Raw genomic sequence first — 22,047 nt, forward strand, 5'->3', positions numbered from 1 at the left:
CCCCCCCGCGAAGGTCCAGTCATGGGGACTCAGGCGGTGCCGAATTGCGCGGTTTCGGTGGTCCACGCGCGGGCCTGGTCGCTCAGGGTGAAGCCGAGCCCTGGCCTGTTCGGAACGATCATCCGGCCGTCCTTGGTTTCCAAGTGCTCATTGAACAGCGGGTCGAGCCAGTCGAAGTGCTCCACCCAAGGCTCGCGCGGGTACGCTGCTGCCAGATGCAAGTGGATTTCCATTGCGAAGTGCGGTGCCAGATCCAGCCCAGCCTGGTCAGCGAAAGTTGCCAGTCTCTGGAACTGGGTGATGCCACCAACCCGGGGAGCGTCAGGCTGGATGATGTCGCAGGCGCGTGCGGCAATCAAGCGTTCGTGCTCGGATACCGAAGCAAGCATCTCTCCTGTGGCTATTGGCGTATCCAGGGCAGCGGTCAGGGCCGCATGGCCTTCAGCATCGTAGGCATCCAGCGGTTCTTCGATCCAGACGAGGTTGAACTCCTCGAGCCTGCGCCCCATGCGCAATGCGGTAGCGCGGTCCCATTGCTGGTTGGCGTCGACCATGAGCGGGAAATCCGGGCCAATATGCTCGCGCACTGCGGCAACGCGGCGCAGGTCTTCGGCGCTGTCCGGCAGGCCGACCTTGATCTTGATGCCGCCGATCCCTTCCTCGATGGACTGGGTAGCCCGATCCTTGACCTCCTCGATGCTGGCGTTCAAGAAGCCGCCGGAAGTATTGTAGGTGCGCACCGAATCGCGGTGGGAGCCGAGGAACTTGGCTAGCGGAAGCCCCGCGCGCTTGGCTTTCATGTCGTAGAGCGCGATATCAAGTGCGGCCAACGCCTGGGTCGCCACACCAGAGCGGCCCACCGAAGCGCCGGCCCAGAGGAGCTTGGTGTACAACTTGGCGATGTCACTTGGATCTTCGCCAATCATCGCTTGTGCGACTTCCTTGGCATGGGCGTACTGTGCAGGACCGCCAGCCCGCTTGGAGTAGGAGAACCCGAAACCCTCATGGCCCTGTTCCGTGGTGATCTCCGCGAAGAGGAAGACCACCTCGGTCATTGGCTTCTGGCGACCGGTGAAAACTTTCGCATCGGAGATCGGTGTGGCCAGCGGCAACCGGGCCGTTGAAAGCTTGACGTGGCGGATGGCGTCGGGGGTATAGGTCATGGCGGGAATCTCCTGTTGGGATCACTGTGGGGGTAAGCTCATTTAATTACTTATCCTATAAGTAAGAAACTTATTACACAAGTGATTTTTCGAGTGTTTTCTTCGGTGGCCTGCTGCCCCTTTCTTCTCTGTGGTCGAATGCGCCCGGAGCTGCCGCTCGGATGCTTGGAGCCGCGGAAGGTTCCCGTCTGGACGGCGGGGCTCCAGGCAATCGCGGGCTGTCCGCAATGCCTGAAGCGGCTATTGCCTTGCCGGATCATTTATCCTTCGCAAGGCGCAGTGGTCAAGACCAGATGCTTGAGGGCATGGTTTTCAAGAACGACTGGATCCGGAGTGAAACCGAGCCCGGCTTCCGTTGGCAGGCGGATCGTACCCTCGTTGGTGAGTTTCCCCTGATGCGGCGCATGCCAAGGGTGGAGCTGGGTTTCCCAACCGAGGAAGGGGATTTCCAATTCCGGACGGAGCGACCCGTTGGCAAGCTGGACTTCTTGGTCTGCGGCGATCAGCTGCGCGGTGGCCAGGAGGGCCGGACCGTAGTAGAAGCAGTGCGGCACCACATGGACATTAAGCCGTTGACCCGCCTCGCGAATTTTGAGCATGGCGCTGAGTCCGCCAATCTTTCCGACGCTCGGCTGGGCAAACTGCAGGGCGCCGAGTTCCATATCCGAGGTCAGCCCCTGGACCCCTGAATGGTTTTCTCCACCGGAGACGTTGCCGAAACGAGCATTGAGGGCGGCTAGTGATTGCGAATCATCTGGCGGGAAGATCGGTTCTTCGATCCACAGCAGCTCCAGGTCCGCCATGGCAGCAATCGACGACCCTGCTTCGGCTGGATGATGCCACTTGCAATTGACATCGACCATCAGCGGGTGGGAGCCCACGGCCTGCCGTGCGGCCTTGATGGCTGGAATCGAGGACTCATGGATTTTGAACGCCTTGAATCCGTGTTCCAAAGCCCTGGAAAGATGAAAAGCAACCTCCTGCGGATCCTCGGCATAGTGGACCAAAGACGCATAGGCATTGATTTCATGGCGGGAATCGATATTGATGAATTCCCGCAGCGTCTGTCCTGCGCGACGTGCCGCTATATCCCAAAGAGCGATGTCCACTGCGGATAGTGCAAAGTGAATGGGGCCGGTGCGTCCGAAGGCGTGGAATGCATATTCGGCCGAGGCAATGCTCCCGTCGAGGGCCGATGAACGCCCCAAGAAAAAGGGGGCCACGATCTGTTCAAGGGCAGCCCATGTCGCGGGATTGGATTTGTGGCCGAAGGCTTCGCCCCAGCCGGTGAACCCATCCGCGGTGTGCACCTTCACCATTAATGATTCCATCTGGGTCAACGTGCGTGATGATGCATTGAAAGCATCGATTGATTCCGCATTGGAATCTTCCTGGCTTCGCCGCGCGGCATCAAAAGGCAGTGATATCCAATAGAGCTCTATTGACACGATAGTGTCACTTAAACCGTCTTTGGCCTGCGACATTTTACTGATCTCCTATTCATATGGACGCATCCAGCGACTGTTCGCACCGTGTGATGGCGTCCAGCGGTGGCTCCGAGGCGATTCCTCAAACCGATCTCGCCAGTGTGGTTGACCTCACGTTGGTGTTTAGCTTAGCGTTGAGGAATAGAGATTGGAAAGCGCATTCCTGAAGTCGATTTCGAATCATCTTCACCAAGCGCTTCTAGCAAGGAGTCACTCATGTCGGTCCCGATTCGTAAGGGCTGCCTTCGCGTTTCGTCGAAAGGAGGTAGTGGTCAATGAGCGCCATTGCCGAACTGCAGAACCTCAGCAAGAACAATGGCCGCAAAGTCCCTCCCAAGGACAACAAGGCAGCGCATATCTTCCTCATTCCGTGGACGATCGGGTTATTCCTTATCACCCTGGGGCCCATGGCCATGTCGCTGTATCTTGCGTTTACGGACTACAACCTTTTGCAGGCTCCGTCCTTTTCAGGGTTTGAGAACATTGAACGGATGCTCGACGACCAGCGGCTGCATAATTCATTGCGGGTCACGTTCACCTACGTTTTGATCGGTGTTCCGTTGCAGCTGGCAGTGGCCCTCGCCGTAGCAATCTTGCTTGACCGGGGAATGCGCGGGCTCTCTTTTTACCGCTCAATTTTCTACCTGCCTTCCATGCTGGGTTCCTCAGTTGCAATCGCAGTGCTGTGGAAGCAGATTTTCGGTACCACCGGCCTGGTGAATCAGCTCTTGGAATTGGTCGGTATCCAAGGCATTGGATGGATCTCCGATCCAAACACGTCACTTGGAAGCCTGATCTTGCTCAACGTGTGGACCTTCGGCTCACCGATGGTGATCTTCCTTGCGGGTCTGCGTCAAGTTCCCATGATGTATTACGAAGCAGCCTCCATTGATGGGGCGAGCAAATGGCGGCAGTTCCTGAGTATCACGTTGCCGATGATTAGCCCCATTATTTTCTTCAACCTGGTCCTGCAGATCATTGGGGCCTTCCAGAACTTCACTCAAGCTTTCATCGTGTCCAATGGATCGGGCGGTCCTGCCGATTCCACCATGTTCTTCACGCTCTACCTGTACCAGCAAGGATTCAAACAGTTCGATATGGGTTATGCCTCAGCCATGGCATGGCTCCTGGTGCTCATAGTTGGTGCATTTACCGCTGTGAACTTCTTCGTTTCTAAGTATTGGGTGTTTTACGATGACTAATCAAACTTCACTTCCAGATTCGCAAGTACGCGGTGGGTCACCGCAAGAACTCGTGCTTGATGAGGAAGAACTTCTCGGAAAAAAGCCGCCGGTTGGCGGTACTGATGAACGAGGCAAGACCGTAAAGGGTAAGAGCCCGAAGTTCAAGGTTTCAATGCGCTCATTGCTAAAGCATGCGCTGCTGATCCTGGGTGCCGGAGTCATGATCTATCCATTGCTGTGGATGGTAGCTAGCTCCTTCCGCCCGAACGACCTGATCTTCCGCGAGGCCGGTTTGGTTATTTCCCAGGTGGACTGGAATAACTACCCCAGCGGTTGGAACGCGCTGTCTGAACCTTTCAGCAAGTACTTGATGAACTCTGCGATTTTGGTTTTGGGATGCATCCTTGGCAACTTGGTGTCCTGCTCCATGGCGGCATACGCATTTGCCAGGCTTGACTTCAAGTTCAAGAAGATTATGTTCGCGCTGATGCTGATGACCATCATGCTGCCGATCCACGTGATTATCGTTCCGCAGTACATCATGTTTTCTCAGATCGGCTGGGTCAATACCTTCTGGCCAATCATCGTTCCGAAACTGCTTGCCACGGACGGGTTCTTCATCTTCCTGATGATCCAATTCATCCGAGGAATCCCTAAGGATATGGATGAAGCAGCCCGAATCGATGGCGCCGGCCATCCACGGATCTTCCTGCAGATCATCCTGCCGCTTATGGTTCCAGCCTTGGCAACTACGGCAATCTTCACGTTCATCTGGACCTGGAGCGACTTCTTTACCTCACTGATCTACCTCACCAACCCGAGTAATTACACCGTGCAAGTTGCGCTCAACGCATTCATAGACTCCACCGGAGAATCCAACTGGGGCGCACTGTTCGCAATGTCGATCGTCACGTTGGTCCCTGTATTCCTTGCCTTCCTCTTCGGGCAGAAATACCTGGTCAAGGGCATCGCAACTACTGGTATCAAATAGCAGGAATATGCCACTGGCCTAGGACAACAGCGCTAGGCCAGTGGCCTCGACCGATACCAGACACAAGCGCCAGAAACTTATCGTAGGAGAAACCGCATGGGAAGCTCATCACGCACCAGCTACGTACTGATCGGCACAGGGAACCGATGCGAAATGTACCTGACTGCTATCTTCGGTGAACATAGCGACGTCGCTGAACTTGTCGCATTGGCAGATACCAACCAGGGGCGAATCGAGTACTACCAAGACGTAGTTGAACAGACCTTCGGCGAGAAGGTTGGGTCCTTTGACCCGCAAGACTTGGCCAAAGTCATTCGAGAACGCCACATTGACCGGGTAATCATCACGAGCCCGGACTACACGCATGCTGAGCTGATCTGCACCGCTCTGTATGCCGGCGCCGATGTGATAGTTGAGAAACCACTAACAATTGATGCGCCGAGCACCGCTCGTATAGCTCGGGCGGTGGAAGAAAGCGGCCATGAAATCGTGGTCACGTTTAACTACCGTTATTCTCCTCGGAATACAGCCCTGAAGAAGGCCATCGACGATGGGAAAATCGGCCAAGTCACATCCGTGGACTTCAACTGGATGCTGGATACCGTTCACGGAGCAGACTACTTTCGCCGATGGCATCGACTCAAGGAAAACTCTGGCGGCTTGCTAATCCATAAGTCCAGCCATCATTTCGATCTGGTCAATTGGTGGCTCGACGATTCACCGCAGAAGGTCTTTGCAACAGGAGGGCTGAAGTTCTACGGGCCCGACAACGCAGAGTTCAGGGGCCGCCAAGCCAACGAACGCGGTACCCACGGGCTAAGCGATAAGGATCCGTTTGATTTGGATCTTCGCAGCGATGAGCGGTTGGAAAAGCTCTATCTAGAGAACGAACACTTTGATGGGTACCGCCGAGACCAGGGAGTCTTCAATGGCGAGATCACCATCGAAGACAATTTGAGCCTGACTGCTGAGTATCAAAACGGACCGGTGCTTTCATATTCCCTGAACGCGCACAGCCCATGGGAAGGATACCGGGTTGCGGTGAACGGGACGGAAGGACGCCTGGAACTGGACGTTGTCGAACGGGCAGCAGTACTGCCCGCGGCCGGCGGGCATCCGGTGGATCCTTCATATAGCAATGATGGCCAGAGCGGCAATGCCAGGTCGAAAGGCGAGAGATTGCTTTTGCAGCGGCATTGGGAAGAAGCAGTGGAGATTCAGATCGAAAACTCGAATGGATCGCATGGTGGCGGCGACAAGCTCCTGCTCGAAGAGCTCTTCCGCGGAGCCAACGAGGATGGATATGCGCGGCAAGCCGGATTCATCGACGGTGTGCGCGCCATTGCTGTCGGGATTTGCGGAAATCAATCGCTGGAAACCAGGCAGCTCGTGGACGTCGGGAGTGCTGGCCTGGGCGTGGACATTTCGTTTCAACCGAAGGTCAAGGTGTAAACGGAGCCATGGGTGAAAAAGTCGTCATCACCGGGGGAGCAGGGCGTTTAGGCCGTGCCGTGCTCGCGGGGTTTTCTCACGCAGGGCATGAAGTGATCTCTCTTGACAGGCAGATTCCGGAAGAACCTCTCGATGGCGTGGAGTATCACTGCATCGATCTGATAGATGCGAAGGCTACGCATGCGCTATTCGAGCAGCTTGCTCCGCAAGCGGTGGTGTCCCTCGCGGCAATGGCTGTTCCTTTCATGGCCCCGGAAGAGGTGCTTCTGCACACGAACGCGACCATTGCCCATAACGTCACCTCGGCGGCAGTGGAGGCCGGTGCTACCAGGGTCGTGCTGGCCTCCAGCCCATCAATAATGGGCTATGGTTCTCCGGGCGGATGGGTGCCGGAGAAGCTGCCTCTTGATGAAAACGAAGTTCCCAAGCCATGGCATGCTTATGGGCTTTCCAAATTCGTAGCCGAGCAGATTGCCGCCATGTTCGCAGCGAAAATGGGACCGGCAAGTTCGGTGAAGTTCGCTTCCTTCAGGCCCTGCTATGTGATCGCAGAGGAAGAGTGGGCCGGCGCTCCAACGCAGCAGGGACACACTGTTGCTGAGCGCCTACAAGATCCTCGCTTGTCAGCGCCTGCGCTATTCAATTACGTTGATGCGCGGGACGTGGCAGATTTCCTGCTGGTACTGCTTGAACGGTTTGACCGCGTAGAGAATGGCTCGGTGTTCTTCGTTGGTGCAAAGGATGCCATGGCAACGCGTCCGCTCGCAGAGCTGATCCCAGAGATTTATCCGGAGCTCGAGGACGTCGCAGCGGGACTCACCACGGATAGCCCTGCCTTCAGTATCCAGAAAGCGCGAGATGTCCTTGGCTGGGAACCGAAACGCAGCTGGCGCTCGGAATTGAAGGCCACCGTATAAAAGGCATCGGTACATAAAATTATTGGCTGGGAAACCTCAAAAGGATTTCCCAGCCAATAATTGTTTAGGGTGCGCTTAGCGTTGAAGTACTGCTGGCCGTGGCAAACCGTTAACCAGGTTTGAGGGCCAGAGCGGATCGAAGGTGAGAACCTCAAAATCCCCGGACTCGGTCAGCAGCATGGTGTCCTCAACTTTGAACGCCAGACCATCGCGTGCTGCACTGGGATTGAACGCAAAAGCCTGGTTCAACTGGAAGAGATCAGTTGCTCCTGGGGTGAGCCGGGGATCTCGTCCGTTGTAGCCGGCAATGCCGCCTTGATGATGCAACGACCATTCCCCGGCATCGAAACCATGCTCCGGGTAGGATTCCTGGATGACGGGCAATAATTCACCGAGAACGCCGCCAGGGCGAATTGCCGCAAGGATATCTGCCTCGACAGCCAGGATGTCGTCTTCTCCAGAGAGTTCCTGAGGCGTCGGCGCACCGAATCGCACCCACCTGGTGATGTTGGCAATGAGCCCATGACGTCTTACGCACAGCACTGCCATGGCTTTGCCTCCGAGCGGGGCCGCGGTGGGCAGGGGGTGCCGGGCTGCGGCACGTGAATCGCCGCTGACCAAGGCAACGAGCACTTCGCCTCCTTGGACGACGGCTCCAGCTGTCAGCTTGGCTGCCACGTCGAACTCGGAATCATCGCTACGGGCGGCCGACAGCACTTGGGTCATGAGCGCAGCCGTGTCGCGGCAAAGAGCGCGATACCTATTAATCTCAGTTTCATTGAGTGCTGAGCGAAGAGCTCGCAAATCGGACTCGATTTCCCGCTCGCTGAGGATCTTTTGTCCGCTCGCCGCTGGAAACCATTCTCGGACATTGTCGAGATCCTGGTACCAGGCGGTGACATGCACCGAAACTTGTTCCACGTTGCCGAGCTCTTCTCGCTGGATCCGTGCAGCTTCGCTCACGGACGTGGCAAGCTCGCACCCCTGGGCATGAACCAGAACCCTGGCAATGGGTGGTGCCGCAAGAGATACGTGCGTGCGGGCACCGCCCAAGAGCCAGGCAAGCGAAGCGGGGGTTGAGAGAAGCAGATACTGCCCATCGCGGCTTCTGATGAGCTCGACCAGTTGGGCATGCTTCTTTGCGTATTCATGAGTGGCGGTGGTGGGCACAATCAGCCTTCCTTGGAACCTGAACCGTATTTTCGGGCTAGCAGGGCCACGGTCTGCACCGGGACCCTCCCATCAACCACGAGTACTCGAACTTGGCGGGTTATCGCTTCCTGAGGGTCCAGCACAACCGGTGTAGACCAGGCCAGCGAACTGCCGACACCCGGATATCCAGAACTGCGAACAAACCATGGGTCATCATGCTCACTGCAGAAAATGATGGTGGCATCCCCGTGGCCTTCAGCAAGATCAGCCAAACCCACCGAGTCCGAAGAGAACGTGGCACTGAAGGCGAGCCATGGACTGTGCACACCGTGGACTTGCGATTCCCCGGTAGCCGATGGGGTAAAAATCTGTGGATCAGCGATTGGCGGCAGACGCCAGAAGAAACCTCCGTAGCCGCCGTTGTGACGGCCGTTGGTACCCGGAGAGCCAAGCGACACTTGGCGTTCGCGCGCCGAGAGCCTGAAACTGAAATCCAGGCTCCAGCCAGTGATGGCGCTTTCGTGGTCCTCAAATGCATTGAGCTCAATTGAACGGTGCTCATCGAGCAGGATTTCCTGTTCGTGGCTGACCCATTCAAGCTGCGAATCCAAAGCGCTGCCATTGCGGGCGAACGCATTGGACGCTGTACGGATATGTCCATGGTCCGCACGCCATATGTAGCGTGAGGCGTCGCGGGTGTAGGTGCGCCCACCCCAGAAATTGGTCCCGTTCACATCTTGCAATGCAACCCCGACACCTAGATGCCAGGTGTGGTCAAGCGGTTGCTGCTCACTGACCACAACTCCGTTGAAAGTCTTCAGGTTATCCAAGAAAGGACGCGGTGAATTGGTGCGGGAAATATCTTCTCCCGTCCGCAACTCCGCAAGGGTGCGCTGCTTCCCCGTTGCGGGATGGATCAGCGACAACGAGCCACTGGTTTTCGCTGGCAAGGCCCAAGGCGCTCCGAGCGAAGAGAAACTGGACTGCGCCGCCACCGCCCGGTCGATGAATCGTTCGATGTTCGGTATCACTGGGTGGAAATCTGCTCCATCCCCTGCAGGGATAACCTGCTCTTCCGCGATCTGAGTTGGAGTATCCGAGGTCCGTATCTGCTCGAGGACGCGCATGAAAGCACCGGCCGACGCCAAAGAGCTCAAGAGTTCGGTTTCGCTGCCGTTGCGCACCTCGACGAGGTTCTCGAGAAGGTTGACTCGTCCGAAAACTTCAGAAGATTCTGGAAGCCCCAAGTCCGGGTTGGGTCGAACCAGCAGCTCATCACGGGTGTAGTACAAGGTTGCGGTGCCTTCGGTGCCATAGATGGTGATCCATGGATCCTGCTGTTCACTGGCGCAAACGGTCAGCGCGGCAATGACGGGGATTCCGGTGCTCGTTTGCACGCGCACCACGGAGGTATCGTCTGCTTCGATGCTGTGGGCGTGATACAGCTCGGTGGCCAGATGGGCGACATCCTGGGCTTTGCGCGCTCCGGCGATGTGCAAGGCGCTGGCGACCGCGTGGGCCAGGGGATTGGTCACTACACCGTCGGCAATCTCGACGCCGTCGAGTTTCCGATGTCCTGCCCAAGGCGAACGTTCATAGTAGCCCGTGGTGCGGATCCAATTTCCACTGGCACCCACCGCACGAAGGGCCCCGATGGGAGAGTTCTTTGCGTTATCGGCGAAGAACCCATCTATGGTTTTCAAGGCTGTCGAGCCAAGGGCCTGGAACCCTACCTGCACGTGGGCGCCAGCATCGGCCGCGGCTTGCAGCAGGCGTGAATACTGATCCAGGGTCGCTGTCGGCGGTTTTTCGAGGTAGAGATCTGCACCCGTACGCAAGGCCCTCATCGCCAGGTCGGCATGCGTACTGATCGGCGTTGAAATAATGATGATGTCCGGGGTTAATCCGGAGCTGAGGAAAGCATCAAAGTCGGCGAACACGTGCGTGTCCTTGCCGCGAATCTCTTTCCCGGGATCGACCGGATCGATGCCGGCAAGGAACGTGATTTTCTCCTCGGCTGCGAGTCGATGGATATTTGCCAGATGCTGGCGTCCGAATCCGTTCAGACCAATCAGCACCACCGCAGGAGCAGTTGGCGCTGCCAGGGCACTAGTCGTTCCAGATCCCGCTGCGGTGGCTTGCTGATTCATCGTGTTCCTTCAGAGATATTCGAATTCAGATCAGTTTAATGCGCTGGCCGGCTGAACGCCCGCAGCTTGCTCAAGGTGGGGCAGTACGAGAGTTTCGTAGCGCTGGGACATGGTTGCCAAGGTCAGCGCGGAATCCTGCTGGTTGATCTCGTCATTGAAGATCTCGACTTCAACTGGACCTCGGTATCCGGCCTGTGACACCCATCGGGAAATCGCCGAGAAATCGATATGGCCGTCGCCCATCATGCCTCTGGATTGCAGTGCATTGCTGGCAATCGGCAGATTGAAATCACAGATCTGGTAGCTGGCCAGGCGATGCTCAAGGCCTGCCCGCTGGATCTGCTGCTGCAATTGCGGATCCCAGAACACATGGAAGGTGTCAACAACAACGCCTACGGCCTTGGTTGGATAAGGACTGGCCAAGTCCAGGGCCTGTCCGAGTGTGGAAAGCACCGCTCGGTCGGCGGCATACATTGGATGCAACGGTTCTAGCACCAGCCGAACGCCGTGTTCCAGGGCGATGGGAACCAGCTCTTCCAAGCCGCGCGCGACGCGATCGCGAGCCGCGACAATGTTCTTGTCTGCTGGATCCCCGGTGCCGCCCAGAATATGCGCGGCCGACGGCAAGCCGCCCACGACCATGATCAATTCATTGGCGCCGATGACGGCAGCTTCCTCGATGGCCTGCCGGTTCGATGCCAGCGCGGCAGCTTGGGCTTCGGCCGAAGGTGCAGTGAGAAAGCCGCCACGGCACAAGGTGCTGGCTTTGAGCCCTGCCCCAGCGATGATCTGGGCTGCTGGCCCAGCGCCACCGGCCTCGGCAAGCAAATGCCGCCACGGACCAATATGGCTCAGGCCCGCCTGCGCTGCAGCTTCGGCGGCTTCGTGGAGGCTGAGATTCGGGGTAGTGCCGGTATTAAGCGATAGTTCGAATGTCATGACACACCTGTCAGGGACGAAGTTGTAGTTTTGATTCCAGAAATTGCCAGGAGCTGTTCCATTCGCTCAGCAGCCAGATCCGGGTTTTGCAACAGGCCAGCGCCATCAGCGAGAACGAATGTGCGCACCAAATGCGGCAGGGAACGTCCGGCGTGCAGCCCGCCGATCATCTGGAAACCGCTTTGGTGCCCATTGAGCCACGAAAGGAAGGCAATCCCGGTCTTGTAGTAGAACGTTGGGGCGCTGAAAATATGCAATCCCAGCTCTCTGGTGGAGTCCAGGATCTTCCGGCCGCGTTCTGCGTCGCCTGCATCGAAAGCCTGCAAGGCCGTTGACGCAGCGGGATAGATGGCGGCGAAAATTCCCAGCAACGCATCGGAATGCAGTTGCCCGTCACCGTGAATCAGCTCGGGATAGTTGAAATCGTCGCCAGTGTAGAGGCGCACTCCAGCTGGCAATGCGGCACGAAGCTGCTTCTCATGCTCGGCATTGAGCAAAGAGACTTTGACGCCGTCGATTTTCGACGCGTGCTGCTCCAGAATGGACTGGAAAACCCCGGTGGCTTCTGCCAAATCCTGTGTTCCCCAGTAGCCGCTCAACTGTGGATCGAACATGTCGCCAAGCCAATGCAGGATCACTGGCTGCTTGGCAGCATCGAGCAAAGTCGCATACACGTCCAGATAATCCTGCGAGGTGCGCGCAGCCTTGACCAGGGCCCGGGAGCACATCAAGATCGCCTTCGAACCTGAACCTTCAACAAGGCGCAGCATCTCCAAATAAGCGTTGGTGACTTCAGCCAGCTGGCCCGGCTGGACAGTGTCTGCCGACAGCTGGTCCGTGCCGACACCGCAGGCGAGAATATCCCTGACGGTGAGCCCAGCCAAGGCCGGGTAGCTGTTCTTCTGGAGAACCCCGGCCGCTTCGATCGCCGATCGCCTGATCAACTCGCAGGTAGCCGCGTAGTCCAGCCCCATGCCTCGCTGCGCCGTATCCATCGCATCGGCGACACCCAGCCCGTAGGACCATAGCTCGTGCCGGTAGGCCAGCGTCGCATCCCAATCGATGCTTGCCGGTGCGCCAGGCGTATTGTCTGCTCCCATGAGGGGGATGACATGGGCTGCAGCATAGGACTTGCGCGAGGAAAGCGGGGCAGACGGCCGCTGGAATTCTCCGGGGCCTTTCAACCGATAGGAAAAGTTCTGCCCGTTTTCGTCAATGAGTGTCAATTCGGGCAAGGATGCGTAGCTCATAGCGTGATCTCCGGGATATCGAGGGTGCGTCGTTCGGCGGCTGACTGCAATCCCAAAGCCGCCAGCTGGACACCGCGAGCTGCCGAAAGCAAGCCATACTGGTGTTCGCGTCCCGCTACGACGTCGGCCAAGAAATCTTCCCACTGCAGCTTGAAGCCGTTATCCAGGTCGGCATTGGCGGGAACTTCCATCCACTGGTCGCGGAACGACTCAGTGACTGGCAAATCGGGGTTCCAAACAGGCTTCGGAGTGTGGGCGCGTTGCTGGGCAACGCACTTGTTCAATCCCGCGACGGCGGAACCGTGGGTGCCGTCGATCTGGAATTCCACCAGTTCATCGCGGTAGACGCGCACTGCCCACGAGGAGTTGATCTGCGCAATTACTGCATCGCCGGAAGGAGTTTCGAGTTCGAAGATGCCGTAGGCCGCATCATCTGCGGTGGCTTCGTAGGCTTCGCCTCGTTCGTCCCAGCGGGTAGGGATGTGGGTTGCCGTGGTCGAGGTGACCGACTTGACCTTGCCGATGATTCCTTCAAGGACGTAGTTCCAGTGGCAGTACATGTCGGTGGTCATCGATCCGCCATCCGCAAGACGGTAGTTCCAGGAAGGCCGCTGCGCTTCCTGGATGTCTCCCTCGAATACCCAGTAGCCGAACTCGCCGCGCATTGAGAGAATGCGTCCGAAGAAGCCTTCGTCGACCAAGCGGCGTAACTTCACCAGGCCGGGCAAGTAGAGCTTGTCGTGCACGACGCCGGCGGTAATTCCCTTGGCCTGTGCCTGGCGGGCGAGATCAACGGCCTCTTCGAGGGTTTCAGCGGTCGGTTTCTCGGTGAAGATATGCTTGCCTGCCCCGATGGCTTTCGACAGCGTTTCGTAACGCAAGGAAGTCATGGACGCGTCGAAAATGATGTCGACACTCGGGTCATCAATCAGGGAGTCAAGATCGGTGCTGTAGTGCTCAACCTGGTGCTTCTGCGCAAGTTCGCGCAGCTTCGCTTCGTTACGTCCAACGAGGATCGGTTCAACGGTCAGCTTCGAACCGTCCCCGAGAGTGATTCCTCCCTGGTCTCGGATAGGAAGGATTGAACGCAGCAAGTGCTGGCGGTATCCCATGCGGCCGGTGATGCCGTTCATGGCGATGCGTAGAACTTTTGTTTCTGTCACTGGGGTCTCCTCGAAACGGGGAATGCGTAAGGGAATAGAATGGGAATGCGCTTTCCACGATAGTGAGGTGTAATTGGAGTGTCAACCATCACGTTCGCGAAAGATAAGCTTGTGCCAGGTTGCAGAGAATGATAAGGATTTCAGATGGCTGTTCGACTAACTGATGTGGCTAATGAAGCCGGGGTTTCCCTGGCGACCGCTTCGCGAGTGCTCAATGGGTCAGCACGCAAGCCGGCTGTGGAAATCTCGGATAAAGTGCGTGCTGCGGCTGAAAAGCTCGGTTACTTCCCCAATGCCCAAGCGCAAGCGCTTGCCAGATCCACCACGAAGCTGATCGGCTTGGTGGTCAGGGACATAGCCGACCCCTACTTCTCTACCATCGCCCGGGGAGTGCAGCGCTCTCTTGGTGATAGCGGTGTCCAGCTGCTTTTGGCCAGCACGGAGTACGATCCCGAGCGGGAAATCGAAGCCGTTCAGGCATTCATGTCGCAACGGACGGACGCTATCATCCTGTCGGGATCGCGCAGTTTGGGCGAGAATGGGCAGTTGCTGAAACTGATCGAGAATTATCAGGAAAACGGTGGCCAGGTCATGATTATCGGCCAGCCTATGACCGATATGGGTGGCATACAAATCGACAACGAAGTAACTGCCGAGCATCTGGCGGCCGAGCTGATCAGTGCCGGCCACCGCAGGTTTGTCGTATTGGCAGGGGAAGCGAATCTGCTGACATCGAGGGACCGTTCCAACGGGTTCCTGGAGAAGCTGAAGCGCAGTGGCCTGGATGCAGAGGAAGTTATCAGCGGTCCCTTCTCGCGCGAGGGGGCCTATGTTGCAATGAGCGACTACCTCAAGCAGCAGAAGTCGGCAGGCGGTGTCCATCGGGTGTGCGTATTCTGCGTTTCGGATGTCATGGCCCTGGGTGCCATTCGGGCGATTCGCGAAAACCGCTTGCGTATTCCCGAAGATATCGCTGTGGTGGGATTCGATGACATCCCGACCCTTATCGACATTACGCCCACGGTCAGCACTGCTCGACTTCCTCTGGAAGAAATCGGAAAATGGGCTGGTGAGATGGCGCTGAACCACGGCGAACTGCGGAAGATTGTGGTTTCCGGTGTGCCGGTCCTGCGCGAGTCCACGCAGCTGGCTGACGGCCAGTAGTGATGTTCATTGGGAATCGTGCCATGCGAAAACTAACTGACTTGATTCCCGAAACCCCTTGACCAGTGACCGCAATCACACCTAGATTGTTTGGCAAGCGCTTTCCACAATGAAAAACCAGGTGTTGCTTGCAGGATGGCCTCGCATCACCACCCCACCCAAGGAAGATTTTCATGACTCAGCAGGTATGCACGAGAAAAACTGGACGGAAATTCGGTCTGCGGCTAAGCAAATCAGTTGCAGTTGTGGCGGTAGCCGCTCTGGCCCTCACTGGCTGTGGCGGTAGCAGCGCTGCCGACGGTGAGGACGGGAAGATCCAGCTTCGTTTCTCATGGTGGGGCTCGGATTCGCGGGCCCAGGCAACCAATGAAATTATTGAGGCTTTCGAAGCGGCCAACCCGGACATCGATGTCCAAGGCGAGTACTCCGACTGGAGCGGCTACTGGGACAAGCTCGCAACACAGGTTGCCTCCAACGATGCTCCGGACATTATCCAGATGGACGACAAGTACCTTCGCGAATACGCGGACCGCGGCGCATTGCTGGACCTCGAAGGCGTAGATGTTTCCAAGTTCGAAGACGTTGCCGTTCAAAACGGTACAACCGATGCCGGCCTTGTCGGCATTACCACCGGAATCAATTCCTTCACATTGACCGCCAATCCACAAGTCTTAGCCGAAGCTGGCCTGGAAGTTCCAGATGACAAGACCTGGACGTGGGATGACTACCGGACGATCACCGAGACGGTGAGCCAGAAGCTCGACGGCAAATATGGAGCCGAAGCCCCGAACGAACCGGCCGGGTTGCAGACCTGGTTGCGTCAAGACAAGAAGAATCTGACGAGCTCGGATGGATCACTCGGATTCTCGCCTGACGATCTGGCCAAGTACTTCCAGCACCACAAGGACTTGATGGATAACGGTTCTTATCCAAAGGCCTCGGTCCTGGCGGAAAACCAGAATGCAGGTCCAGACCGTTCTATGACAGGCACGGGAGTGGCAGCCTTCGGCATGTGGTGGAGCAACCAGTTGGGAGGCCTTTCCACAGCGGTTGGTTCGGACTTGGTTCCGCTGCGACTGCCAAGCCACACCGGCAAGGCTGAGGACAATGGTCTTTGGCACAAGTCGTCAATGATGATGTCGGGGTATGCTCGCACCGAACACCCGGAAGAGGTCAAGAGATTTGTTGACTTCATGGTGAATTCGCAAGAAGCTGGCGCGCTGAACCAGATGGACCGCGGGTTACCTTCGAACACCGAAGTGCGGGAACAAGTCGTCTCAAAATTGGATTCAATCGAAGCTTCTTCTGCAGAATTCGTGACGAGCTTGAAACCCGAACTTCAGAGCACGGAACCAATCCCGCCAATGGGGTTCAGTGCGGTTCAGGATGTCCTCTACCGTTATGAAATGGAAGTGTTCTTCGAGCGCCAGAGCGTAAGCGACGCGGCGCAGAATGCCTTCAAGGAAATCGAAACTGCGGTAGCCCAATAGCTGAACGAGAATCAACCATCGTTCTTGCGGTCGTTGCAATCCCTGGATCCCGGGGATTGCAACGGCCTTTGCGCGTTCGAGGGAAAGTTCATTCTGCTCCTCCTTCAACTCTCTGCGCGGTGCAATCCTTGAATTCGCCACGGCGCGTGCCGTACAGGGCTGCGGTTTGAACCAGGGCTTCCAGATGCCTCATAACCTTGTTCGGTCGTGATCTGCGCCCAAGCAAGCCTCTCCAGCCATTTGCGTGCGACGAGTCGCGAGTGCACCAGTAACCGGGATGCGAGTCGCCAGCGGCCGTTGAACTTTCCAGAGCATGGCCTATCGGAAGGGTGCTGCCAATCAGCTGGAATCCCCCGAGAGGTGAATTGCCATTGGGTTCCTGCTTTCTTCCATCCATTGCCAGAGGCAACCACACCGCGGTGCCCGCAGTTCTGGGCCGCAAAGCTGCTGGCTCGACCTTGCCGGTGATCGGTTTGCGGCACCTGCGGATTGCAGGTCGAACCCCGCCAGCTCTGCGGCCAATGCGGGGAGCACAAAGTATCCTGAAAACTAAGTGCAAGAGGAATGGAAAAATGGCATCTGGACTTTTGGCAGTAGACGGCGGGCAGACCGGAATCAAGCTGAGATTCGAGCAGGATGGCGAAACTGCAGAATTAGCGCTTCCCGGTGTGCAAACCCATGAACCCGTCCTGCCCCAACTGGCACGCGCCATTAACCAAGCTGCCGCTGCCGCCGGATGGGAGTGCAGCACCGTGAGCGTAGGCACCACAGGCCTGGTGAAAGCCGAACATGATGCACGGCAGCTCTACGACCTCATCGGATCCAGCGCTATTTCCCATATTGCGCTGGCCCACGATTCGGTGACCAGCTATCTCGGAGCGCTGGGAGAACGCCACGGCGCTGTCGTTGCAGCCGGTACCGGTGTCGTCACCTTGGCGGTAGGCCCCTGCTCGGTGGCCCGAGTTGATGGATGGGGCCACATCATGGGTGATGCCGGCAGCGGCTATTGGATTGGCCAGAAGGCAATGAACGCGGCCATGCGCGGCTTTGACGGCCGCGGGCCAGCTACCGCGCTGACCGGGGAACTCGCGAAGCGCTGGCCCGATCTCTCCGAAGCGTATATTGACTTGCAAGCGATGCCGGACAGGGTGGCCATCGTCGCCTCCTTTGCGCAGAGGGTTGCCCAGTTGGCCGCGACCGATGAAATGGCGGCGCGGATCTGCGCGCTCGCCGGTGCAGAACTGGCCAGCTCCGCAGCAACGGCATTGCGCCGCGCGAGGCTGGAACAACAGGCCGGAGCGATTCCGGTCGCAGCCATCGGGGGAGTGCTCGCCGGCGAATTCGCCAGAAGCAGCTTCGTGCGGGAGCTGCACCTGCTGGTCCCTGCCGCGCAAGTCCAGGATTCGCCGGGAAATGGGCTGGACGGAGCCCGTGCATTGGCCCTCCTGCCAGCGGACCACGCCTTGCAAGGCCTCGTATCGCGCTTTCGCGCCCAGCCATAAGACGTGGGCAGCGGTGATAACTGGCCATCAAATAGGCGCAGGCAATCAATAGGTGACAAGATTAGTGGAGAACGTCGTGATTATTAAGGAGTCATCGTGAGTTTCCGAGTCGGTCCCGTAGATCTTGTCCCCGAAGGCGAATCGCTGCTGGTTGAAGCCAAAGACAGCGGCGCAAGCGAAGACATCGCGATCTTCCACGCCGAAGACGGCAACTTCTACGCGCTGCAGGATGAATGCACCCACGAGGTCGCTTCGCTTTCCGACGGCTGGCTCGAAGACTGCAGCATCGAATGCCCCATCCACTCCTCGACCTTCGACCTGAAAACCGGCAAGGTGCAATGCATGCCAGCCACCGTGGACGCCCGGACCTACAAGGTGGACGTCGTGGACGGCTTCTTGGAGCTTGAAATCTAAATGCCTTCCGTGCACATCATCGGAGGCGGGGTCGCGGGGTATGCACTGGCCCGGCACCTGGTGCAGCAGCAGTACGCCGGATCCATCAAGATCAGCGATGCCCAGGGCCTGCCCTATGATCGTCCGCCGCTGAGCAAGTCCCTGCAGGTTGAACCGTTCGCACCGGTGTCCTGGTACCAGCACCATGGCGTCGGCCTGATCCAGGAAGATGTCCAAAGCCTGCAACTGCCGCAATCCGCTGACGACTGGGTTGTGCTGGCTACCGGCACCACGCCCAAGGCATTGGATGTTCCCGGTGGGCACCATGCGCTCAGCCTGCACAGCGCAGCTGACGCCGCCCGCATATCCGACGTCCTGGAATCGGGGATGTTCGGCCAGCGGGTGCTTGTCATCGGAGCGGGGCTGGTAGGGGCCGAGTTCGCGTCCACCGCCAGGATGTCCGGGGCGCAAGTCACCTTGATTTCCAGCTCCGACGCACCTCTGGCCCACGTGCTGGGCCAAGAACTTGCCGAACAGCTGCACGCGGATCATGCCAACCACGGCATTGCCACCTTGACCGGTGCGGTGACCGAGCTCGGCCCCAACTATGCAATGGCCAATGGCCAGCGCCATGATGCGGAGCTGATCGTGGCAGCCATCGGCGTCGAACCCGAAACTGCGCTCGCCGAGCAGCTGGGCCTGGAAGTCGACGACGGGATCGTGGTCGACGCGCAGCAGCGTTCTGCCAGCTGCCCCCAGGTGCTGGCTATCGGCGACGTCGCCCGGGAGGAAAACCAGCCCCGTGCGGTGCACTGGGAAGCTGCCATGGAAGATGCCGCCCAAGCGGCGGCAACCATCATGGGCACAGCCGCACCGAAGCGTTCGGTGCCATGGTTCTGGAGCGACCGCCACGAAATGCACGTGGAAACCGTGGGCGACTTCAGCCAGGCCGCCAGCACCGTGACGCGCCTGAACCGGCGAGGCAAGATCCAGACGGTCTTCGGGCTCGACGCCAAGGGCTCATTGGTGTCCGCCTCGATGATCGATGGCGGCCTGATGGCCAAGGCCGTGAGACGGCTCATTGCGAAATCAGCCACCCCAAGCATTGAACAATTGAAGGACCCCCTGACGGGTCCGCGCGAGTTAGGCCGGTAAGAAACTTATGAATGCAGCCGAACCACTGAAGGTTCCCGCGGCCCTGCAGACGCCCACCAAACGGGTTGGCCCTGGCTGGATCGCTGCGGTTGTCATTGTCCATATCGGTATCAATGTCGGCTTCTTCGCACCGATCCAGGTGCTGCTCGGATTGCACGCCGAACAACTGGATGCCAGCCAGAAGAACGCGATTCTCTCGCTGGTCACCGGCGTCGGCGCGGCCGTCTCGCTGGTAGCCAACCCGCTGTTCGGCGCGCTCAGCGACCGCAGCACATCGAAATTCGGGCGCCGCATCCCGTGGGTGTTCTTTGGAACTATCTGCGCTGCGCTGGCCCTGCTGCTGATGTCGACCTCGCAAACCGTGAGCACGCTGGTCATCGGCTGGGCGCTGATGCAAGCTGCCGGCAACGCCGCGCTGGCTGCGATCTTCGCGGCCATCCCGGACAAGGTGCCGGTAGAGCAGCGCGGCATGGTTGGCGGGCTGGTGGCCTTGGGCCAAACCTGCGGTTCGCTGATCGGTGCCGTGATCGGCATGGTCGCTGCGAGCAATCTGGTCTTCGGCTACGCCATCGTCGCTACCGCCGTGGCCATTTGCTCCATTCCGTTCGTGCTGATGCGCCAGGATGTTCCGCTGCCCAAGGGAGCACTGGAGCCTGTCAAGCCGCTGGAATTCGTGCGCAGCTTCTGGATCAACCCGGTCAAGCATGCCGACTTCGGATGGGCCTGGCTGACCCGCTTCTTGCTGTATCTCGGTTGCCAGCTGTGCCTGGTCTACCTGCTGTTCTTCCTGCAAGATGCCATCAAGCATCCAGAACCGGCCCAGGGAGTGCTGGTGCTGACCGCGATCTACGCCTTCTGCGTGATCTTCTCTTCGGTGATCTCCGGCAAGCTCTCGGACAAGGACGGCAAGCGCAAGAAGTACGTCATCATCTCTTCGGTCATCGTTGCCGCCGCGGCCGGCGTGCTGGCGACGGCAACGTCCTTCGCCACCGCCATTGTCGCCGCAGTGCTCCTGGGCATTGGCTTCGGCGCCTACCTGGCGGTGGACTTTGCGCTGCTGACCCAGGTATTGCCGAACGCCGATTCGCGCGGCAAGGACCTGGGCATGATCAACATTGCCAACTCGCTGCCGCAGGTGGTCGCCCCGCTGATCGCCTGGCTGGCGGTGAGCTGGTTCGGCGGCTACCCGACCCTGTTCCTGTGCTCTGTGGTGATCAGCCTCCTCGGCGCCGTGCTGGTACGCCAGATCAAGAGCGTTCCGTAGGTCCTGGACGAAGCATTCCCCAGCGTCGCGCACCGAGCGGAACGGAAACGGTGCGGCACCGGGAACTGGTGGCGGAAAAACGCCAAGGGGACGCCAACCGGGCCGTATGATGAATCCAGCGAACCGCGATAATGAGGAGCAGGTGCGGCTGAATGTCGATGAACGAATCCGGGCGGGAGAGCCGTGCAACGCAGCTTGATGGCATAGACCGCAAACTGCTGGCGTTGCTGACGAAGAACTCCCGGCGGACCAACAACTCCCTGGCAGAGGAGCTGGGCATAGCACCGTCCACCTGCCTGGCGCGGTTGAATGCCTTGCGCGATTCGGGAGTGATTTCGCGCTTCACCATCGAAGTGGATCCGCAGGTTCTGGGCCGGGAGCTCGAAGCGCTGATCTTCGTGAAAATCCGTCCCGGAGCCCGTCACCTGATGTCGAACTTCGCTACTGACATGCGCAGCAAACCGGGGGTGCGACAGCTGTTCTTCCTGGGCGGCGCTGACGACTTCGTCCTGCACGTAGCGGTGCGCAATTCTTCGGATGTGCGCCAGTTCGTGCTCGATAACCTCTCGGCCAATCCGGCCGTGGCCACCACCCAAACCTCCCTGGTATTCGAACACGGCCACGGCAGCGGAGAGTACTAGGCCCCATTCTTGACCGATTTCCATCTCGCCCATGTTCGCAGGAACAACCCGCAGCCCTGCGTTGGTCGAAGAAACATGCTAAACTTGATGTTCTTCTCTTGGCATGGCTGCGGCCCGTTGGCAGCTGGGGATCGGTTCTCCAGACAAGCAACGGACCCCACCGCAGCTGCGACTGAAAGAATGGGGAGGTCGAGAAGATAATGCATTTTGACGCAACTGTTGTCACCGCACTGGTGACCTTGATTGTTCTGGCCATCGCAACCGTTGTGCTGGTGATCCGGTACAAGCGCACCCACCAGGCAGAAATCCGCCAGGCCCTGGTTGCCAAGGCCCGGAAGCGCGGCGTTGCCTCGCCGGAAGACCTGTCGAACCACGATCTGGTACTGCAGATCCGCGCGGCAAAGCGCCAGCGCAAGCAGGATGGGCAGGACCTGAAGACCGCATAGGGTTTGCACCCATGCGCTGACGATGCTGAGCCCCAGTCCATTTCCGGACTGGGGCTCAGCCGCGTCAAGGGCCCTTGGGCGGCCGCTGGCCCCGTCTTTATCCAAAGCTGATGAACCGGGAAATGGCGTCGGGAATAAACGGCA

20 protein-coding genes are annotated in these 22,047 nt (G+C 58.4%); 13 read left to right on the forward strand and 7 right to left on the reverse strand.

The genetic code is table 11. The annotated features are described in order from the left end of the window. Window positions 1-29: 29 nt before the first annotated feature. Window positions 30-1,163 (reverse strand): L-talarate/galactarate dehydratase, encoded by a 1,134-nt coding sequence (locus ACNPN0_RS10595; RefSeq protein WP_105656289.1) that lies wholly within the window; start codon window positions 1,161-1,163, stop codon window positions 30-32. Between the two features lie 260 nt (window positions 1,164-1,423). Beyond that, a complete protein-coding gene (locus tag ACNPN0_RS10600) occupies window positions 1,424-2,647 on the reverse strand; it encodes a mandelate racemase/muconate lactonizing enzyme family protein (protein WP_400341235.1) in 1,224 nt (407 codons plus the stop codon). A gap of 278 nt (window positions 2,648-2,925) precedes the next feature. On the opposite strand from ACNPN0_RS10600, the gene ACNPN0_RS10605 reads away from it, so the two are divergent. From ACNPN0_RS10605 to ACNPN0_RS10620, 4 genes are all read left to right on the forward strand, one after another. After that, window positions 2,926-3,852, forward strand: coding sequence for a carbohydrate ABC transporter permease (locus tag ACNPN0_RS10605; RefSeq protein WP_105656291.1), 927 nt, complete (start codon window positions 2,926-2,928; stop codon window positions 3,850-3,852). After that, the gene (locus tag ACNPN0_RS10610) at window positions 3,845-4,825 is read left to right on the forward strand and encodes a carbohydrate ABC transporter permease (protein WP_286134060.1); all 981 of its coding nucleotides are present in this window, start codon (window positions 3,845-3,847) and stop codon (window positions 4,823-4,825) included. Before ACNPN0_RS10605 ends, ACNPN0_RS10610 begins: the two co-directional genes overlap by 8 nt. A 96-nt stretch (window positions 4,826-4,921) precedes the next feature. Further along, complete coding sequence (locus ACNPN0_RS10615) at window positions 4,922-6,277, forward strand: Gfo/Idh/MocA family protein (RefSeq protein WP_105656292.1); 1,356 nt, start codon at window positions 4,922-4,924, stop codon at window positions 6,275-6,277. Window positions 6,278-6,285: 8 nt separating this feature from the next. Then, window positions 6,286-7,194 (forward strand): NAD-dependent epimerase/dehydratase family protein, encoded by a 909-nt coding sequence (locus ACNPN0_RS10620; RefSeq protein WP_400341231.1) that lies wholly within the window; start codon window positions 6,286-6,288, stop codon window positions 7,192-7,194. A 75-nt stretch (window positions 7,195-7,269) separates the two neighbouring features. On the opposite strand, the gene ACNPN0_RS10625 is transcribed toward ACNPN0_RS10620, so the two are convergent. After that, window positions 7,270-8,157 carry a M24 family metallopeptidase gene (locus ACNPN0_RS10625; protein WP_448938907.1) on the reverse strand — a complete coding sequence of 296 codons (888 nt, stop codon included), beginning with the start codon at window positions 8,155-8,157 and terminating at the stop codon, window positions 7,270-7,272. Here ACNPN0_RS10625 and ACNPN0_RS10630 point away from each other — a divergent pair. Further along, window positions 8,095-8,274: a hypothetical protein gene (locus ACNPN0_RS10630; RefSeq protein ID WP_332730684.1), complete on the forward strand. Its 180-nt coding sequence runs from the start codon at window positions 8,095-8,097 to the stop codon at window positions 8,272-8,274. The genes ACNPN0_RS10625 and ACNPN0_RS10630 overlap by 63 nt on opposite strands. A 92-nt stretch (window positions 8,275-8,366) precedes the next feature. On the opposite strand, the gene ACNPN0_RS10635 is transcribed toward ACNPN0_RS10630, so the two are convergent. The 4 genes from ACNPN0_RS10635 to ACNPN0_RS10650 are packed head-to-tail and all read right to left on the reverse strand — an operon-like array spanning window position 8,367 to window position 13,818. Beyond that, complete coding sequence (locus ACNPN0_RS10635) at window positions 8,367-10,496, reverse strand: DUF6807 family protein (RefSeq protein WP_448937721.1); 2,130 nt, start codon at window positions 10,494-10,496, stop codon at window positions 8,367-8,369. A gap of 30 nt (window positions 10,497-10,526) precedes the next feature. Continuing rightward, window positions 10,527-11,435, reverse strand: a complete 909-nt coding sequence (locus tag ACNPN0_RS10640; protein WP_105661980.1) for a sugar phosphate isomerase/epimerase family protein — start codon at window positions 11,433-11,435, stop codon at window positions 10,527-10,529. Then, on the reverse strand, window positions 11,432-12,670 hold the full coding sequence (locus ACNPN0_RS10645; protein WP_448937903.1) for a dihydrodipicolinate synthase family protein: 1,239 nt from the start codon (window positions 12,668-12,670) through the stop codon (window positions 11,432-11,434). Before ACNPN0_RS10645 ends, ACNPN0_RS10640 begins: the two co-directional genes overlap by 4 nt. An 11-nt stretch (window positions 12,671-12,681) precedes the next feature. After that, window positions 12,682-13,818 (reverse strand): Gfo/Idh/MocA family protein, encoded by a 1,137-nt coding sequence (locus ACNPN0_RS10650; RefSeq protein ID WP_448937902.1) that lies wholly within the window; start codon window positions 13,816-13,818, stop codon window positions 12,682-12,684. Window positions 13,819-13,992: 174 nt separating this feature from the next. Here ACNPN0_RS10650 and ACNPN0_RS10655 point away from each other — a divergent pair, with 174 nt between their 5' ends. The 8 genes from ACNPN0_RS10655 to ACNPN0_RS10690 all read left to right on the forward strand — a co-directional run bounded on the left by ACNPN0_RS10655 (window position 13,993) and on the right by ACNPN0_RS10690 (window position 21,903). After that, entirely contained in the window at window positions 13,993-15,012 is a 1,020-nt protein-coding gene (locus ACNPN0_RS10655; protein WP_400341219.1) for a LacI family DNA-binding transcriptional regulator, read from the forward strand. A gap of 173 nt (window positions 15,013-15,185) precedes the next feature. Then, complete coding sequence (locus ACNPN0_RS10660; RefSeq protein WP_400341218.1) at window positions 15,186-16,502, forward strand: ABC transporter substrate-binding protein; 1,317 nt, start codon at window positions 15,186-15,188, stop codon at window positions 16,500-16,502. A 572-nt stretch (window positions 16,503-17,074) separates the two neighbouring features. Next, window positions 17,075-18,004: an N-acetylglucosamine kinase gene (locus ACNPN0_RS10665; RefSeq protein ID WP_388023173.1), complete on the forward strand. Its 930-nt coding sequence runs from the start codon at window positions 17,075-17,077 to the stop codon at window positions 18,002-18,004. A 96-nt stretch (window positions 18,005-18,100) separates the two neighbouring features. Next, window positions 18,101-18,418: a bifunctional 3-phenylpropionate/cinnamic acid dioxygenase ferredoxin subunit gene (locus tag ACNPN0_RS10670; protein ID WP_105656303.1), complete on the forward strand. Its 318-nt coding sequence runs from the start codon at window positions 18,101-18,103 to the stop codon at window positions 18,416-18,418. Then, complete coding sequence (locus tag ACNPN0_RS10675) at window positions 18,419-19,552, forward strand: NAD(P)/FAD-dependent oxidoreductase (protein WP_400341216.1); 1,134 nt, start codon at window positions 18,419-18,421, stop codon at window positions 19,550-19,552. A gap of 7 nt (window positions 19,553-19,559) precedes the next feature. After that, window positions 19,560-20,816 carry an MFS transporter gene (locus ACNPN0_RS10680; RefSeq protein WP_332487544.1) on the forward strand — a complete coding sequence of 419 codons (1,257 nt, stop codon included), beginning with the start codon at window positions 19,560-19,562 and terminating at the stop codon, window positions 20,814-20,816. A gap of 152 nt (window positions 20,817-20,968) precedes the next feature. Next, window positions 20,969-21,457: an Lrp/AsnC family transcriptional regulator gene (locus ACNPN0_RS10685; RefSeq protein WP_105661972.1), complete on the forward strand. Its 489-nt coding sequence runs from the start codon at window positions 20,969-20,971 to the stop codon at window positions 21,455-21,457. A gap of 200 nt (window positions 21,458-21,657) precedes the next feature. Next, window positions 21,658-21,903, forward strand: coding sequence for a hypothetical protein (locus tag ACNPN0_RS10690; protein ID WP_105656307.1), 246 nt, complete (start codon window positions 21,658-21,660; stop codon window positions 21,901-21,903). Window positions 21,904-22,047 lie beyond the last annotated feature (144 nt).

The sequence above is a fragment of the Glutamicibacter sp. AGC84 genome, from assembly GCF_053543575.1.

What these genes read in the sequence shown, in the direction of transcription:
- ACNPN0_RS10595 (WP_105656289.1), bottom strand. Translation starts at nt 1,163, where the DNA reads ATGACCTATACCCCCGACGCCATCCGCCACGTCAAGCTTTCAACGGCC.
- ACNPN0_RS10600 (WP_400341235.1), bottom strand. Translation starts at nt 2,647, where the DNA reads ATGTCGCAGGCCAAAGACGGTTTAAGTGACACTATCGTGTCAATAGAG.
- ACNPN0_RS10605 (WP_105656291.1), top strand. Translation starts at nt 2,926, where the DNA reads ATGAGCGCCATTGCCGAACTGCAGAACCTCAGCAAGAACAATGGCCGC.
- ACNPN0_RS10610 (WP_286134060.1), top strand. Translation starts at nt 3,845, where the DNA reads ATGACTAATCAAACTTCACTTCCAGATTCGCAAGTACGCGGTGGGTCA.
- ACNPN0_RS10615 (WP_105656292.1), top strand. Translation starts at nt 4,922, where the DNA reads ATGGGAAGCTCATCACGCACCAGCTACGTACTGATCGGCACAGGGAAC.
- ACNPN0_RS10620 (WP_400341231.1), top strand. Translation starts at nt 6,286, where the DNA reads ATGGGTGAAAAAGTCGTCATCACCGGGGGAGCAGGGCGTTTAGGCCGT.
- ACNPN0_RS10630 (WP_332730684.1), top strand. Translation starts at nt 8,095, where the DNA reads ATGCACCGAAACTTGTTCCACGTTGCCGAGCTCTTCTCGCTGGATCCG.
- ACNPN0_RS10635 (WP_448937721.1), bottom strand. Translation starts at nt 10,496, where the DNA reads ATGAATCAGCAAGCCACCGCAGCGGGATCTGGAACGACTAGTGCCCTG.
- ACNPN0_RS10640 (WP_105661980.1), bottom strand. Translation starts at nt 11,435, where the DNA reads ATGACATTCGAACTATCGCTTAATACCGGCACTACCCCGAATCTCAGC.
- ACNPN0_RS10650 (WP_448937902.1), bottom strand. Translation starts at nt 13,818, where the DNA reads ATGAACGGCATCACCGGCCGCATGGGATACCGCCAGCACTTGCTGCGT.
- ACNPN0_RS10655 (WP_400341219.1), top strand. Translation starts at nt 13,993, where the DNA reads ATGGCTGTTCGACTAACTGATGTGGCTAATGAAGCCGGGGTTTCCCTG.
- ACNPN0_RS10660 (WP_400341218.1), top strand. Translation starts at nt 15,186, where the DNA reads ATGACTCAGCAGGTATGCACGAGAAAAACTGGACGGAAATTCGGTCTG.
- ACNPN0_RS10665 (WP_388023173.1), top strand. Translation starts at nt 17,075, where the DNA reads ATGGCATCTGGACTTTTGGCAGTAGACGGCGGGCAGACCGGAATCAAG.
- ACNPN0_RS10675 (WP_400341216.1), top strand. Translation starts at nt 18,419, where the DNA reads ATGCCTTCCGTGCACATCATCGGAGGCGGGGTCGCGGGGTATGCACTG.
- ACNPN0_RS10680 (WP_332487544.1), top strand. Translation starts at nt 19,560, where the DNA reads ATGAATGCAGCCGAACCACTGAAGGTTCCCGCGGCCCTGCAGACGCCC.
- ACNPN0_RS10685 (WP_105661972.1), top strand. Translation starts at nt 20,969, where the DNA reads ATGTCGATGAACGAATCCGGGCGGGAGAGCCGTGCAACGCAGCTTGAT.
- ACNPN0_RS10690 (WP_105656307.1), top strand. Translation starts at nt 21,658, where the DNA reads ATGCATTTTGACGCAACTGTTGTCACCGCACTGGTGACCTTGATTGTT.